This window comes from Mycolicibacterium austroafricanum (assembly GCF_000612725.1).
Lineage (GTDB): Bacteria > Actinomycetota > Actinomycetes > Mycobacteriales > Mycobacteriaceae > Mycobacterium > Mycobacterium austroafricanum.
Genome location: NZ_HG964455.1, coordinates 301,931 through 316,689 on the forward strand (window position 1 = coordinate 301,931; position 14,759 = coordinate 316,689).

The 14,759-nt window shown below is 66.7% G+C and carries 14 protein-coding genes and 1 pseudogene; 3 read left to right on the plus strand and 12 right to left on the minus strand.

Annotated elements, in window-relative coordinates; translation table 11 throughout:
* Positions 1 to 10: 10 nt before the first annotated feature.
* The 9 genes and pseudogenes from BN976_RS21590 to BN976_RS21630 all read right to left on the minus strand — a co-directional run bounded on the left by BN976_RS21590 (position 11) and on the right by BN976_RS21630 (position 8,964).
* Complete coding sequence (locus BN976_RS21590; RefSeq protein ID WP_036373726.1) at positions 11 to 1,195, minus strand: acyl-CoA dehydrogenase family protein; 1,185 nt, start codon at positions 1,193 to 1,195, stop codon at positions 11 to 13.
* Between the two features lie 3 nt (positions 1,196 to 1,198).
* The gene (locus BN976_RS21595; RefSeq protein ID WP_036373728.1) at positions 1,199 to 2,239 is read right to left on the minus strand and encodes an acyl-CoA dehydrogenase family protein; all 1,041 of its coding nucleotides are present in this window, start codon (positions 2,237 to 2,239) and stop codon (positions 1,199 to 1,201) included.
* Between the two features lie 2 nt (positions 2,240 to 2,241).
* Positions 2,242 to 3,081 (minus strand): amidohydrolase family protein, encoded by an 840-nt coding sequence (locus BN976_RS21600; protein ID WP_036373730.1) that lies wholly within the window; start codon positions 3,079 to 3,081, stop codon positions 2,242 to 2,244.
* Positions 3,078 to 4,703: an acyl-CoA synthetase gene (locus BN976_RS21605; protein ID WP_036373733.1), complete on the minus strand. Its 1,626-nt coding sequence runs from the start codon at positions 4,701 to 4,703 to the stop codon at positions 3,078 to 3,080. The genes BN976_RS21600 and BN976_RS21605 overlap by 4 nt, the downstream gene beginning before the upstream one ends.
* A 3-nt stretch (positions 4,704 to 4,706) precedes the next feature.
* Positions 4,707 to 5,921: an amidohydrolase family protein gene (locus tag BN976_RS21610; RefSeq protein WP_036373736.1), complete on the minus strand. Its 1,215-nt coding sequence runs from the start codon at positions 5,919 to 5,921 to the stop codon at positions 4,707 to 4,709.
* A complete protein-coding gene (locus BN976_RS21615; protein ID WP_036373738.1) occupies positions 5,918 to 6,802 on the minus strand; it encodes an enoyl-CoA hydratase in 885 nt (294 codons plus the stop codon). The genes BN976_RS21610 and BN976_RS21615 overlap by 4 nt, the downstream gene beginning before the upstream one ends.
* A 79-nt stretch (positions 6,803 to 6,881) precedes the next feature.
* Positions 6,882 to 7,256, minus strand: a pseudogene (locus BN976_RS21620) (dihydrodipicolinate synthase family protein); the annotation flags it as partial.
* A 122-nt stretch (positions 7,257 to 7,378) separates the two neighbouring features.
* Entirely contained in the window at positions 7,379 to 8,176 is a 798-nt protein-coding gene (locus BN976_RS21625) for an SDR family NAD(P)-dependent oxidoreductase (protein ID WP_011779226.1), read from the minus strand.
* A gap of 26 nt (positions 8,177 to 8,202) precedes the next feature.
* A complete protein-coding gene (locus BN976_RS21630) occupies positions 8,203 to 8,964 on the minus strand; it encodes a crotonase/enoyl-CoA hydratase family protein (protein ID WP_011779225.1) in 762 nt (253 codons plus the stop codon).
* 255 nt (positions 8,965 to 9,219) lie between these two features.
* Here BN976_RS21630 and BN976_RS21635 point away from each other — a divergent pair, with 255 nt between their 5' ends.
* On the plus strand, positions 9,220 to 9,972 hold the full coding sequence (locus BN976_RS21635) for a TetR/AcrR family transcriptional regulator (protein ID WP_011779224.1): 753 nt from the start codon (positions 9,220 to 9,222) through the stop codon (positions 9,970 to 9,972).
* Positions 9,973 to 10,054: 82 nt separating this feature from the next.
* Here the strand turns inward: BN976_RS21635 and BN976_RS21640 are convergent, their stop codons facing one another.
* The 3 genes from BN976_RS21640 to BN976_RS21650 all read right to left on the minus strand — a co-directional run bounded on the left by BN976_RS21640 (position 10,055) and on the right by BN976_RS21650 (position 13,018).
* Positions 10,055 to 11,230, minus strand: a complete 1,176-nt coding sequence (locus tag BN976_RS21640) for a thiolase family protein (protein ID WP_036373742.1) — start codon at positions 11,228 to 11,230, stop codon at positions 10,055 to 10,057.
* 83 nt (positions 11,231 to 11,313) lie between these two features.
* A complete protein-coding gene (locus tag BN976_RS21645; RefSeq protein WP_036373745.1) occupies positions 11,314 to 12,213 on the minus strand; it encodes an enoyl-CoA hydratase/isomerase family protein in 900 nt (299 codons plus the stop codon).
* Positions 12,214 to 12,241: 28 nt separating this feature from the next.
* Positions 12,242 to 13,018 carry a FadR/GntR family transcriptional regulator gene (locus BN976_RS21650; protein WP_036373748.1) on the minus strand — a complete coding sequence of 259 codons (777 nt, stop codon included), beginning with the start codon at positions 13,016 to 13,018 and terminating at the stop codon, positions 12,242 to 12,244.
* A 110-nt stretch (positions 13,019 to 13,128) separates the two neighbouring features.
* Between BN976_RS21650 and BN976_RS21655 the strand changes: the two genes are divergently transcribed.
* Together BN976_RS21655 and BN976_RS21660 are read left to right on the plus strand one after the other, a co-directional pair.
* The gene (locus BN976_RS21655; protein WP_011779220.1) at positions 13,129 to 13,929 is read left to right on the plus strand and encodes an enoyl-CoA hydratase/isomerase family protein; all 801 of its coding nucleotides are present in this window, start codon (positions 13,129 to 13,131) and stop codon (positions 13,927 to 13,929) included.
* A 13-nt stretch (positions 13,930 to 13,942) separates the two neighbouring features.
* Positions 13,943 to 14,755, plus strand: coding sequence for an enoyl-CoA hydratase/isomerase family protein (locus tag BN976_RS21660; protein ID WP_011779219.1), 813 nt, complete (start codon positions 13,943 to 13,945; stop codon positions 14,753 to 14,755).
* Positions 14,756 to 14,759: the final 4 nt, after the last annotated feature.

Sequence of the window (14,759 nt, forward strand, 5' to 3'; positions counted from 1 at the left end):
GCCGGACCCGCTATGTCTTGACCGGTGAGTAGTTCGGCTTACCGAGCCCGAGCGCGTACTGCGCGATCATGTTGCGGAATACCTCCAGGGTGCCGCCGTAGATTCCGACCAGTGGGGCGAACCGGTAGATGTACTCCGACGCTCCGTCGTCGGCGGCGCCGTCGGTGCCCAGCGGCAACGCCGAGGCAGCACCCAAGACGTCCATCAGATCCGGTGAGATGTCACGCATGGTCTGCGCCAGCGCGACCCTGCCGAAGATCGACGGCGCCGACAGCGACGCCTCCAGCCGGGCCACGCTGCGGCCCAGCCGGTAGGCCACCGATCCGTCGTCGATCAGTCGGCGTCCGTTCGGATCCGGGATCGTCGACTTCTGCGCAGCCTTGTCCACCGCGGCGGCCATGAACATCGCCTGATGCATCATGATCGACACGTCCTGCAGGCCGTCATCAGCCGCGTCCACCGCTCCGTGCTCGGCGTTGAGCGGCTCGCGCACCACGGTCCAGCCGTCGTTGACCTCGCCGAGCCGGTACCGGTCGTCGACGCGGACGTCGCTGTAGTACACGATGTTGGTCCGGTCGCCGTCGACGGTCCGGATGCCCTGGATCTCGACCCCCGGCGAATCGAGGGGCACCAGGAACATGGTGAGGCTCTTGTGTTTCGGTGCGCTCGGGTCGGTGTTGGTGATCAGGAAGACGTACTGGCAGTTGTGCGCACCGGTGGTGAACATCTTCGACCCGTTGATGACCCAGCTGTCGCCGTCGCGCACCGCGCGGGTCTTGCAGGTGGCCACGTCGGAGCCACCCTCGGGTTCGGTGTACCCCAGGCACAGCCGCACGTGGCCGCTGTACACCTTCGGCATCACTTCGTCTTTCAGTTCCGGGGAACCGAACCTCTCCACCGACTTCGCGATCATCGCGGTGGTCCCCGACGTCACCCACGGCACGTGAGCGCGGCGTTTCTCCAGCTCCCAGATCCGGCGCTGCACCCGCGTGAACGCCCGGTCGGAGTCGGGGTTCCAGTCGCGTTCGAGGTAACCGGCAGCACCGAGCGCAAGATGGACGCCCTCGTCGAAGTTGTCTCCGGTCTCGCGATCGCGGCGAATGACATCCTCGGTGACGATCTCGCCGAGGAACGTGCGGACCTCATCGAGGAACTTCTGGTCCTCGTCACTCAGTTCCACCCGTGAGAAATCCATTGCTCAGCTCCGTCCTTCACGATCAGCCACGATCTGCGCGATGTACTTGGCGGTCACACCCGGGTCTCCCCCGGCAACCGCCCAGCCCCGTGCCCGCACCAGGTACGCGGTGGCGGCTGCCTCCGCGGACACCCCGAGACCACCTTGGACATGGACGGCCATGGTGGCGGCCTTGGCGGCCTCCTCGGCCATGAACACGAACACCGACAGCGCCAGTTCGCGCCGTTCGCCGGGCTCGTTGTCGAGGAACCAGGCTGCCCGCCGCGCAAGGTTGCGACCGCCCTGCACGGTGATCGCGATGTTGGCCAGTGGGTGCGAGATCGCCTGCAATGTCGAGATCGGCACGCCGAGCGTGTACCGGGTCTTGGAGAACTCGGCGGCGATGGTCATCGTCTCCTCGACGAGACCGACCAGCGCGGCGCCCGTCAGGAGCCGCCATTCATCGAGTGCGCGTTGGTATTCAGCCGATGCCTGGGCACCGCTGGCCAACACGGTGCGGCTGTCCGCGGCGGCGGGATCCACCCACGCCATCGGCAGCTTGCCGATGTTGTCCACCCGCACCGGGCGCGTCGAGAAGCTCAGGAGCACCACGTCGTCCCCGTCGCGCACGATGATGTGGTCCGCGACGGAACCCGCCGGGATCAACCTGACCCCGGACACGTTGTCCTGCAGGGGATCCAAGGCGACGATCTGCCGGCCGTTCACGACGTCGGCCTCGACGCTGCCGAGGCGTGCCAGCAGCCGGGCCGCGCAGATGTGGTCGATCCACGGCACCGGAGCCAATGAGCGGCCGATCTCCTCGGCGACCAGGGTCAGATCCACCTGCGTGGCCCCGTCGCCCCCAACGGATTCCGGCAGCGCCATCGTCGTCGCGTCCATGGCGCACAGCCGTTCCCAGAGGTTCTTGTCGAACCCGGTTTCCTCGGCCGCCCGCACCGTCTCGATGGTGCAGCGGGTGGCGAAGAAGTCCTTGTAGGCGGCCTGCAGTGCCTGATGATCCTCGGACAGGCTGTAATCCAGCCTGCGCAGTTCGTACCGGTCCACGGTCAGATCTCCTGTTCTGCTGCGCCGAAGAAGAAGTCGTTGGCGTTGTTGTACAGATAGTTGTCGAGTACATCGGGTGGCAGATCCAGCGCGACCGCTTCCGGAACGACCCGGCTCTGGCGCAGCACCGGCCAGTCGGAGGCGAAGATCACCTTGTTCTTGCCGCGGGTGCGCATGAAGTGCAACAGGCTGTCGGGCAGGCGCTTCGGCGACCACGCCGAGGTCATGATCCGCAGGTTCGCGCATTTGATCAGCAGCCGGATCGCGACGTCCCACCATGGGTCGGCCCCGTGGATCATGCACAGCTTCAGCTCGGGGAACCGGACGCACACCCGGTCGAGGTGGATCGGGTTCTGCACCTCACCAGGGATCGGTGGCCCGGGTAGCCCGGTGTTGATGCACAGCGGCAGTTCGAGTTCCGCGCATTTGGTGTAGAGCGGGTAGTAGACGGCGTCGCTGGGCGGGTACATGCCGTCCCCCCAGAAGCTCGGCCCGACTGCGGCATAGGCGACAGGCAGGTCGGCAACCACCGCCGCGAGCTCGCGCAGAGACGGCATCGGGCGGAGCAGGTTCACGCCGCCGACCGCGAGGGCGAACTTGTCCGGCCGTTCCTCGACGAACTTGCGTGCGGTGACCGACGGCTTGACGAGGTTGTCCATCAGGATGGCCTTCTCGACACCGTGCTCGGCCATCTCGTCGAGCAGCGCGGGCAGCTCGACCTGTTCGTAGAGCGACTGCGGGCCCTTGAAGTAGTCGTCGCGAACCTTGAGCATGAACTCCGGCTGCTTGGCGGTTTCACCGAAGTGCACGTTGACCAGGCAATCAATCACCTTGTGCGTCACGACTGCCCTACCACCGTATCTCTCTGCGTCACCTGACTTTTCGCCCATCGGTAGTCGGCCTTTCCGTTGCCCAGCCGGCGCACCTTGTCGACGAAGATGAATTCCTTGGGAGCCTTGAACCGCGCCAGCGCCGAGTTGCACACGAGCAGCAGCGCCTCGGACTCGACGTCGGCGCCGGGCGCCTTCTCGATCAGCGCCACGATCTCCTGCCCCCAGCGGTCGCTGTCGCGCCCGACCACCAACGCGTCGGCGACGCCGCCGTGTGCGCGCAGCACTTCCTCGACCTCCTCGACGAACACCTTCTCGCCGCCGGTGTTGACGACCAGCGAATCGCGTCCGTAGAGGCGCAGGGTGCCGTCGGGTTCCAGCGAGGCCCGATCACCCGAGATGACCACCCGTCGCCCCTCGACCTGGGGAAAGGTGCGCCGCGTCGCCTCGGCGTCGTCGAAGTATCCCAACGGGATTCGGCCCTCGCGCGCCACCCAGCCGACCTCCTGGTCGCCCGGTTGCAGGATCCTGCTGTGGTCCTCGGACAGCAGGACCACGCCGTCGCGCCTCTCGAACGTGTCCTTGCGATCGTCGGCCTGGCTGCGGCCGAACGCCATGTTGCCGGTCTCCGACGATCCGTAACCGTTGATCAGCGTGATCTGCGGGAGCAGCTCGAGCAGCGCCTCCTGGTGGCGCTGATTGGTCGCCGCACCTCCGGTGCCGATCGCGAACAGCGACGAGAGATCGTAGGGGCGACGCCGCAACTCGTCGATCAACGGTCCGGCGTAGGCATCTCCGACCATGGTCATCAGACCGACCTTCTCCCGCTCGGCGGTGGAGAGCACCGTGGCCGAGTCGAGGGTCGGCTTGTCGTATAGGATCACGGTCTGGCCGTTGAGCAGCGCCGCGAACGCGGTCCACATGCCGGCGGCGTGCATCAGCGGGGAGACCGCGAACCACGGCGGTCCGGCGTGCTGCACCTTGTCGTGGATTTCCGCGACCGATTCGTGGTCGGCGCCGTTCATCGACACCACGTAGGTGTCGGACTGCCGCCACATCACGCCTTTGGGGCGGCCGGTCGTTCCGCCGGTGCAGATCATCATCACGTCGTCCGGCGACGGCGTGACGTGCTGGTCCGCCTCCCCCGCGGCCAGCGCGTCGTCCAGCCGCACCGCCCCGGACAGCTCGGGCGCGCCGCTGCCGTCATCGATCGAGATCATCAGGTCCACCCCCTCGCGGGGCAGCACGTCGGCGAACTTGGCGCCGAGCGAGCGGTGGAAGACGACTGCGCGCGGCCGCAGGTAACTCAGGAGCTCGTCAACCTCGCGCGGGGTGTAGTTGAAGTTCACGTTGACCGGTACCGCACGTGCCTTCAGCGAGCCGATCACCATGTCCGGGTACAGATCGTTGTGCATGATCAGCGCGACGCGGTCCTGCCCGCATTCCCAGCCCTGCAGCGCGTCGCGCTCCTGATGCGCCCCGATCCCGTTGGCGCTCAGGAAGTTCGCGAATCGCCGGGTGCGATCGGCAGTCTGTCGGTAGGTGCTCCTGCGCTCACCGCACACTGTCATCAACCGGTCCGGCACGGCCTCGGCGATGGCGTCGACGACACCACCGATCGTCCACTCGCCCATGGCTCAGGCCGACACGTGTGTGCCGACGAGGGTAAGAGCGTTGTCGCGCATCACCTTGCGGGTGTCCTCGTGGCTGAACTCGGGGAACTGCGGGATGTCGGCGGTGAACGACGTGGGGTCGGCCAGCCCTTCACCGTGCGGCCAGTCCGAGCCGAACAGGATCTTGTCCACCCCGATGGTGTCGGCGAGCAGTTTCACGTCGTCCTCGTAGTACGGCGCGATCCAGACGTTGTTGCGCAGCTGCTCGACCGGGTCCTCCTTGTAGTGGTACGGCGCGTTGTTGGCGGACTTCTTGAGCCGCTTGATCAGCCGGTACACGAAGTAGGAACCGTTCTCGATGCTGGCCACCTTGAGCGTGGGGTGCCGGGTGAACACCTGGTGGACGATCATCGCGGCGATGGTGTCGTGGATGGCGCGGTCGTCCATGATCACCATGTCCAGCGGATCGCGCTTGCCGAAGCCCCTGAACACTCCGCTGCCGCCCCACAGCGCGGGGATCGCCATATAGCCGGAGTCGGACAGGTGGAACACCACCGGGACACCGGCCTCGGCCAGCCGTGCCCACACCGGGTCGTGCACCGGGTCGCCGAGGGAGCGGGGCCGGACCTCACCGGGCACCGGCGCGGGCCGCACGCACACAATCTTGGCGCCCCGGCTCAGCACGAACTCCACCTCCTCGACGGCCTTCTGCACATCGGCCAGCGAGATGATCGGCGCGGCGAGGATGCGGTGATCCTGACGGTCGAATCCCCAGTCCTCGTCGACCCACAGGTTGAAGGCGTGGACCGAGGCCATGGTGGCCGGGATATCGTGCTTGAGCCCCTCCTCGACGCCGCACGCGAACGTCGGCAGCATGAACACCGTTTCGAGGTTCTGCTTGTCGAGGATCTTCACCCGGGCGTCACGGTTCTGGTACTCGGGGTGGTCGGCGAGCCGGTCGACCTTCATCAGCGAGGCGGGGTCGACGCCCTCGGGGATCTCGCCCCGGAACAGCAGATCCAGGCAGCCCGGTTCGATGATCGGGTCGAAGGTGGGGTTCGGGATGAAGTGGTTGATTACCCCGCCGAACACCGCGTAGGTGCGCTTGCCGTCCGTGAGCATCTGCACGCCACGGCTGCGGAACTCCTTGGGCAGGTGCCGGGTGAACGAATCGATCGGCTCGTAATAGTGGTTGTCCACATCAATCGCCCGATAATCCAAAGGTTGGGGGGCTGTCATGACGTCTCCTCCTTGAGCGGCGGGAAGCTGGGCTGTCTCTTTTCGAAGAAGGCGGTGATGCCTTCGATGAAGTCGGGTCGCTGCATCGACTCATGCATCAGTTTCTCCGCGTCGGCACTGGCGTCGGACAGATTTCGCAAAGCATCCCGGTAGATCTGCCGCTTGATCACCGCGAGCGAACTGGGCGCACAGTTGCGGGCCATGTCCTCGGCATAAGCGAGCGTGTGCGCCATCAACTCGTCGGGGGCGACCACCTGATTGACGAGGCCGAGCTCGTTGGCCTCCTCGGCGTAGAACGTGCGTCCGGAGAGCAGCAGATCCTGCGCGGCGCTCCAGCCGACGATTCGCGGCAGGATCCACGAGATGCCGTACTCGGCGATCAACCCACGCCGCGCGAACGCGGTGGTGAACTTCGCGCCCGCCGCGGCGAACCGGACATCACACATCAGGGCGTGGGTGAGGCCGATCCCGGCGCACGCCCCGTTGATCGCCGCGATCAGCGGTTTGCGCAGCTGGGTCAAGAAGTGCGGATGACGCTCGCCGACCAGCTGCGACACGTCGGTGTCGGCCAGTCCGCTCTCCCCGTCGCTCCGTTCGCCCCGGCCGGTGTCGCCGGCGGCGCTGATCGAGTCGAGGTCGCCCATGTCGGCGCCGGCACAGAACGCCCGGCCATTCCCGGTGAGCACGATGACGCGGACGTGCGGGTCGGCCTCGGCCCGGTCGATGCACCGGTAGAACGCCTGTGCCAGTCCGCCGCCCCAGGAGTTCATCCGCTCCGGCCGGTTCAGGGTCAACACCGCGACGCCGCTGTCGTGCACGTCGAACAGCACCGGCTCGGTGTCTGCGATGCCGGGCTCCGCAGCGCGATCGACAGCGCTCACCGACGGACCTCCTCAGCTCGATGGATGCTCATACTGTACACCTATCGGTAGTGGCTTCCGCAACCGTCGGAGACCGCAGTCAGCCCACCAGTCCAAGGTTTCGGTAGGCGACACGAATCTCGTTCTGCGCCAAAGCCGGAAGCTCCGCCTGAGGGGGACGCGAATGCGGATATGAGCCGATCGGCAGGCCCAGTACCGACGCCGCGAACTTGAACGCCCCGCCCCAGTGCGTGAAATAGTCCGGCCGACCCGGATAACAGGTGAACCAGGCGCCCATGTCGATGTCGAACTGATCCAGCCCCGACTCTCGGGCGTAGTCCATCGCGTCGAGCAGTTCTCCCGCGACGATCAGCTCCCAGTACTCGGAATAGATTGGGCGATCCGGGGTTTCGAAGAGATAGCCCGCGGTGCCCAACTGGGCCGGGCATACGATGCCGTCCCGCAGCCAGCCGGCCCAGTCGATGTCCTCGCCGTCGGCGCCGCCGAGCGGGGTGTAGAGCGAGTCCCCGATACCGCGCAGGGCGCCGCGCGCCCACTCCCGGGCTTCTACCGCTGTCGCCATCCGCATTCCCCCGGTCAGGTGAAGTCGCTACCGCCGTCGACGTTGATGTTGGCGCCCGTCATATAGGAATTGCGCCGCGACGCCAAAAACGCAACCACAGGCCCGATCTCGGTCGGCAGGCCGGCGCGAGGCAGATGCGCGGGGTGGCCGAAGTGTTCGTCGATGGCGGCCATCAGCGCGTACGGGTCGCTGCCGTCGACACCGACGGAATCGGCCCAGCCGAGCAACGCCTCGGAGGCGATGCTGCCGGGCGAGACGACGTTCACCAGGATCTCGTCGCGGGCCAGCAGCAGCGACAGGTTCTTCGAGATGCTGGTGACCATGGCCTTGGCCGCGGTGTATGCCGGGAGTATCACGCTCTGGCGTTGCGTCGAGTGGGCGGAGAAGTTCACGATGCGCGCCCACTCGGCGGCCCGCAGCAAGGGCAGAGCGGCGCGCACACAGTGCACCATCCCCATCGCACCCTCGTCGACGGCCTGTCGCCAGTCGGCGTCGGTGAGCTCGTCGAAGGTGCCCCGCACCGTGGGCCCGACGGCGTTGACCAGGATGTTCAGCTCACCGTTCCACCGTTCGCCCAGTTCGGCGAAAGCCCGCCGGACCGCTGCGTCGTCGGTGGTGTCGGCGACCACTCCAACGGCGTCGGGGCTGCCCCGCTCCCGCAGCTGCGCGGCCGCACCGTCGAGCACCTCCGGGGATCGGCCGATCAGCGCGACGCGCGCGCCATCGTCGGCGAAGCAGTGCGCCGCGGCGAGGCCCATGCCGCGACCTCCGCCGACGACGACCGCGGTGGCGTCACGCAGACCCAAATCCACTGTGGTCCAGCCCTAGCCAGGCCCGGTCAGGAGCCCGTCCAGTTCGGCTTGCGCTTCTCGGCGAATGCGGTCGCACCCTCCATCGCGTCCTTCGACGAGAAGACCGACATGACGAGTTCGCCCTGCTTCTTCCACATCTCGGCTTCGGTCCAGTCGGCCGACTTCACGATGACCTCCTTGGTCACCGCGACCGCCAGCGGACCGTTGGCGGTGATGCGCTCCGCCAGGGCCAGCGCACCGTTGAGCGCTTCGCCCGGTTCGGTCAGCACGTTGACGAAGCCCCACTGCGAGGCTTCCTCGGCGGTGAAGCTGTCGCCGGTCAACGCGAGTTCGAGCGCCTTCTGGTAGGGGATGCGCTTCTGCAGCCGCAGCAGACCGCCGCCCGCGGCCACCAGGCCGCGCTTCACCTCGGGGATGCCGAACTTCGCGTTCTTGGCGGCCACGATCAGATCGGTGGCCAACACGATCTCGGTGCCGCCGGCGAGCGCGTACCCCTCGACCGCGGCGATCACCGGCTTGCGTGGCGGGCGCTCGGTGAACCCGATTCCGCGGCCCTCGATCGCGGGCACCTCGCCGGCCATGAACGCTTTCAGGTCCATACCGGCGCAGAAGTTGCCGCCCGCCCCGGTGATGATCGCCACCGACAGCTCAGCAGAGCTGTCGAGTTCGTCCATCGCGTCCGCCAGCCCCTGCGCCACCGCGAGGTTGAAGGCATTGCGCGCCTCCGGACGGTTGATGGTGATGATCAGAACCCGGTCCCTGCGTTCCAGAAGAACCTCGTCAGCCACTTGTCGCCCTTCACCTTTCAATGGGATGCCGCCCCGTATCGCTGGAAAACCTTACTATAGGACTTACAGTAAAAGAGTGGAAGAACGGCGGCCGCTGCCGATCCGGGCCGGGGCGGTAAGGTCTCGCACACGGCGACGTAGCGACACGGATGCAAAGACGCAGGCCAGAGTACCCGCTGCCGGTAATTTCACGAACCACCGCGCCGCTCCGGCGGAGCGCCGCGAGCAGCATCGAGACGATGGAGGTGCCCGACAGTGGCAAAGCAGGCGACCGCGGAGAAGCGTCAACGGCGTGAGCGCGGGTCCATCAATCCCGATGACATCATCAAGGGCGCTTTCGAACTCGCCGAGCAGGTCGGCATCGACAACCTGAGCATGCCGCTGCTGGGCAAGCACCTCGGCGTCGGCGTCACGAGCATCTACTGGTACTTCCGCAAGAAGGACGACCTGCTCAACGCGATGACCGATCGCGCGCTGCGCCAGTACGCGTTCGCCACGCCGTATGTGGAGGCCAAGGACTGGCGCGAGACGCTGGCCAACCATGCCCGGTCGATGCGGCAGACGTTCAACGGCAACCCGATCCTCTGTGACCTGATCCTGATCCGCTCGGCGCTGAGCCCGCGGGCGGCGAAGTTGGGTGTCCAGGAAGTCGAGCGGGCGATCGGCAGCCTCGTCGAGGCGGGCCTGTCCCCCGAGGACGCGTTCGACACCTACTCCGCGATGTCGGTTCACGTCCGCGGGTCGGTGGTGCTGCAGCGTCTCCGCGAGAAGAACCTGGCCGGCGAGGACGGCCACGGCGACATCGACGACACGATGACGATCGACCCGGAATCCGCCCCGCTGTTGGCTGCCGTCACGCAGAAAGGCCACCACCTGAGCGCGTCAGACGACCGCAACTTCGAGTATGGCCTGGAGTGCATCCTCGATCACGCCGCCCGGCTCATCGAGCAGAACGCCAAGCCTGCGCGCAAGGCCACGCCAGCCAAGAGCACCGCACGCAAGCGCTGACTCTTCACCCGCCGAAATTGCATTCCAGCAGGGCGCTACTCGATCTTCGTCTGCTGGAATGCAATTTCGGCGGAGAGTTGACCTAGACCTCGATGACGACGCCGCCGCCCTGGCCGCCGCCGGCGCACATCGCCGCCACACCGATGCCACCGCCGCGACGCTGCAGCTCGTAGATCAGCGTGGTGATCATCCGCGCGCCGGAAGCGGCGATGGGATGGCCGAGGCTGCAACCGCTGCCCGAGAAGTTGACGAGTTCCTCGTCGATGCCGTACTCCTTGCACGCCGCGATCGGCACGGACGCGAACGCCTCGTTGATCTCCCACAGCGCCACATCGGACGGCTTGAGTCCGGCCCGGTCGAGCACCCTGCCGATGACCTTCACGCCGCCGAGGCCGGTGTCGCGCGGCGCCACACCGACGGCACCCCACGCCCTGACCTTGGCCATCACGTTGAGGCCGTTCGCGGCGGCGTAGTCGGCATCGACCAGCGCCACGCCCGCGGCGGCGTCATTGGTGCCGCTGGCGTTGCCTGCCGTGATCGAGAAACCCTCGATCTCGGGGTGCAGCACCTTCAGACCGGCCAGCTTCTCGAGCGTGGTGTCGCGACGGGGAGACTCGTCGACACTGAAGTCGATGACCGATCCGTCGAACTGGGTCACCTTCAGCGGGACGATCTCGTCGACGAACTTGCCGGCATCGATCGCGGCGACGGCGCGCTGGTGCGAGCGGACCGCCCAGACGTCCATCTCCTCGCGGGTGATACCCGCCGCCTGCGCCGTGTTCCAGCCGACGGTGATCGACATGTCCTTGGTCGGCGCGTCGGGGGTTTCGACGTGGGTGGGCGGCATCCACCGCTCTTCGAACTTCAGCTCGGGGCCGGGGATGCGCCAGTTGACCAGCGGCGTCATCGACAGCGACTGCACGCCGCCGGCGATCAGCACCCGCTCCATGCCGGAGCCGATCTGCGCCGAGGCGTTGCCGATCGCGGTGAGGCTGCCCGCGCAGTGCCGGTTCACCGACTGACCGGGCACGTGCTGCAGCCCGACGGCGTCGGCGGCGTAGCGGGCGAGATCGCCACCGCCGTAGTGAGATTCGGCGAAGATGATGTCGTCGATGTCGGCGGGGTCGACGCCGGAACGGCGGACGACCTCGGGCAGCACCGTGGTGATCAGGGTTTCGGGCGGGGTGTTGACCAGTGTGCCCTTGAACGAGCGGCCGATGGCCGTCCTGGCAGCACCGACGATGACGGGTGTTGGCATGCTCTTCGACCTCGGTTTCGTGACAGACAGACGTTACAAAACTAACAGATAATGTAGTGCCGGCAGTAGGTGGGGCGGGTCACTTACGGTGACGGGTCGGGGCGAGGGCCCGGCTCAGGAACAAAGAAGTGCTCGTCACGCAGGCGGAAGGCTTCCTTGGTGCCGTGTTGCGCGCGGGTCTTGACGAAGTTGAACTCGCCCTCGGCGAACTGCAGGTTGGTGCCGTAAGCGTGGAAAAGATAGCTCGCGACCTCTTCCCCCTGGTAGGCCTGACTCTGCTCGACGAGCCGGAACGCCTCCTTGGCGATCACCACACCGTCGGCAGGCATCTTCGCGGCCTTCTCGGCCCAGTACCGCGCCCTGGCCGGCACCGCGGCGGCATCGCAGGTGTCGGTGAAGACACCCAGGTGTTCGACCTCGCCCGCTCGGATGATGTCGCCGGTCAATAGCAGCCGGCGCGCCAGCACCGGTCCCAACCGGTGGAAGAACATGTGCAGGCTGCCCAGCGCGGGACCGAGGAAGCGGGTGGCCGGCATCCCGATCCGGGTGTCGCGGGCGATCACCGAGATGTCGGTCATCAGCGCCATCTCGAAGCCGCCGCCGAGCGCATAGCCGCTGATCTCCCCCACGGTGACCTTCGGGAAACCCATCAGGTTGTGATAGAAGCCGAACGACTTGCGATCCACGGTCAGGCGCCGACGCTGACTTGGCCGGTTCTTGGCCGGCTTGTCCTGCTTGTCGGGTCCATACCAGCCGTACGCGTTGTTCATGTCCGCACCGGTGCTGAACACGCCGTCCGCCCCGCGCAAAAGCACCACGGTGATGTCGTCGTCCTCGGCCACCTCGTCGAGGTAGCGCGCGAGCAGATTCCGCATCGAGGCGTCGTAGGAGTTGCGTTGCTTGGGGTTGTTCAGCGTGATCGTCGCGATGTGCTTGTCGCGGTCGACCTCGAAAAGTACGCGGTTGTCCTCGGCGGTCGTCATGGTGAATTCCTGTCGTTTACTGGACGTTTCAACGGTCGTGGTTGGCGATCAGCTTCGCCTCGATGGTTCTGTCCGAACCGGCGGCCAAGGTGTTGTGGCGTGCGGCGGCGAGGTGGTCCTGCGCCAATCGCACTGCCCGTGAGGAATTCCCGTCGATGATCGCCTCGACGATCCGGTGATGATCGCGCAATGCGGCCCGCATCGTCTTCGGCCGCATCGGGTCCTCGGGGTGACACTCGTCGCTCCACACCGAGGACTCGTGCGCCGACCAGATGAGCTCGAGGGACCCGATCAGCAGGATCATCGGCTCGTTGCCGCACCGGGACACGATCGCCTCGTGGAACCGCCGCGCGTTGGACACATAGCGCGACGTGCGGTCGAACTGCTCGACCTGCACATCGATCGCCGCCTGCAGGTGCGGCACCACCTCTGTCATCCGATCCCCGCGCGAGGCGCACATCCCGGCACAGATCGGCTCCAGATGCAGCAGCGCCTCGCTGACATCGGCCGGGGTGGCCGACCGGGTCTGTAGCACCATGCTGATCATCTGCGCGGTGCGTTCGGCCGACGGCAGGTGCACGACCGCTCCGCCGATGTTCCCGCGCCGCACCGAGATCAGACCGTCGGACTCGAGGATGTGGACAGCCTCCCGCACGGCGGGTGGGCTGACCCCGAACTCGGCGAAAAGGGCTTCCTGCGAGGGCAGTACATCCCCCTCCTTGAGGCGCCCGGTCAGGATGTCGTCGCGCAGCCGGGATGCCACGAGTTCTGCGACCCGCGGCTGACGAATTCGCTGTGCCGGCACTGTTCCCTCGACGGCCTTTCCTTGCTAAGTTGTACAGGATAGTAATAGTAGTACCAACTGTATGGCTATCTGTATAGCTTTTCGTTCAGTGCCCGAAAGGACGGTGCCTGGTGCGCGACGACGCCGGCGCGGTGCGCGTCGTCAGGGACGACGCGGTCCTGCGGATCACCCTCGACCGCCCCACCCGACGAAACTCTCTCAGCCACGCGATGATCGACGATCTGGTCGGCACCCTGACAAGTGCCGCCTCGGACGACTCGGTCCGCGCGATCCACCTGACCGGCGCCGGGGACGACTTCTGCTCCGGCGCGGACTGGGTCACCACCAACAGCAGCGACCGCAAACCCCGGCCCGGCAACCTCGTCCGGCGCATCCCTCACGCGGCCAACCGGGTCGTCGAGCTTGTCGCCACGATCCAACTTCCCGTCGTCTGCACCGTGCGCGGTTGGGCGGTGGGCCTCGGCGCCAACCTCGCCCTCGCCGCGGACTTCACCCTCGCCACCCCCGAGGCGAATCTCTGGGAACCGTTCATCGACCGGGGCTTCAGCCCGGATTCCGGCTCGACCTGGCTGCTCCCCCGTCTCGCCGGGGTGACCCGCGCCAAACGCATGCTCCTGCTCGGCGAGAAAGTGACCGGCGCCGACGCCGCCGACTGGGGTCTGATCCACCAGGCGGTGCCTGCCGACGAGATCGACGCGGCAGCCGAGGAGTTGGTCACCCGGCTGGCATCGGGGCCGACGGTGGCGATCGGTCTGGCCAAGCAGGCGATCAACTACGGCATGCACGCAACCCTGCCCCAGTCCATGGCTCACGAGCTGGCGAGCCTGGAACTGGCCTGCAGGACAGCAGATTTCAAGGAAGGTCTGGCGGCGTTCCGGGCCCGCCGAGCTCCCGATTTCGAAGGCAGATGAGGAAAGAAGGCACGTGAGTTCCCACAGCTACGACACCATCGGCTACGAGGTCGACGGGCACAAGGCCACCATCACCCTGAACCGTCCCGAGGCGCTCAACGCGCTGTCCCCACACATGATCAACGAACTGCGGGCGGCCTACGACGAGGCCGAGAACGACGACGACATCTGGCTGATGATCGTCACCGGCACCGGCCGGGCGTTCTGCACCGGCGCGGACGTCAAGGAGATTCCCGAGGACGGCAAGGTCATCTACGAGCGGCCCTACCTGTCCACCTACGACCAGTGGGAAGCCCCGCAGGAGGGTACGCCCCCGTTCCGACGGATGGCCAAACCGGTACTGGCCGCGATCAACGGAATCTGTTGCGGCGCCGGGCTCGACTGGGTCACCACCGGGGACATCGTGATCGCGTCGGACAAGGCCACCTTCTTCGATCCGCACGTCAGCATCGGTCTGGTCGCCGCCCGCGAGATGGTGCGGCTGGCACGCGCCCTGCCGCGCTCGGTGGCGCTGCGGATGGCGTTGATGGGCAAGCATGAGCGCATGAGCGCCGAACGCGCCTACGAGCTGGGGATGATCACCGAGGTCGTGGAGCACGACAAGCTTCTCGAGCGGGCCCACGAGATCGCCGACATCGTCAACTCCAATGCGCCGCTGGCGGTTCGGGGCACCCGGCTGGCCATCCACAAGACCCTCGACCTGCCGCTGCTCGAAGGTGAGATCCTCGCCGAGACCTTCCGCGAACGGGTGGTCCGCACCGAGGACGCCCAGGAGGGGCCGTTGGCCTTCGTCGAGAAGCGCGCCCCCGACTGGCAGTGCCGGTGAGCGA

What these genes read in the sequence shown, in the direction of transcription:
- BN976_RS21590 (WP_036373726.1), bottom strand. Translation starts at nt 1,195, where the DNA reads ATGGATTTCTCACGGGTGGAACTGAGTGACGAGGACCAGAAGTTCCTC.
- BN976_RS21605 (WP_036373733.1), bottom strand. Translation starts at nt 4,703, where the DNA reads ATGGGCGAGTGGACGATCGGTGGTGTCGTCGACGCCATCGCCGAGGCC.
- BN976_RS21610 (WP_036373736.1), bottom strand. Translation starts at nt 5,921, where the DNA reads ATGACAGCCCCCCAACCTTTGGATTATCGGGCGATTGATGTGGACAAC.
- BN976_RS21640 (WP_036373742.1), bottom strand. Translation starts at nt 11,230, where the DNA reads ATGCCAACACCCGTCATCGTCGGTGCTGCCAGGACGGCCATCGGCCGC.
- BN976_RS21645 (WP_036373745.1), bottom strand. Translation starts at nt 12,213, where the DNA reads ATGACGACCGCCGAGGACAACCGCGTACTTTTCGAGGTCGACCGCGAC.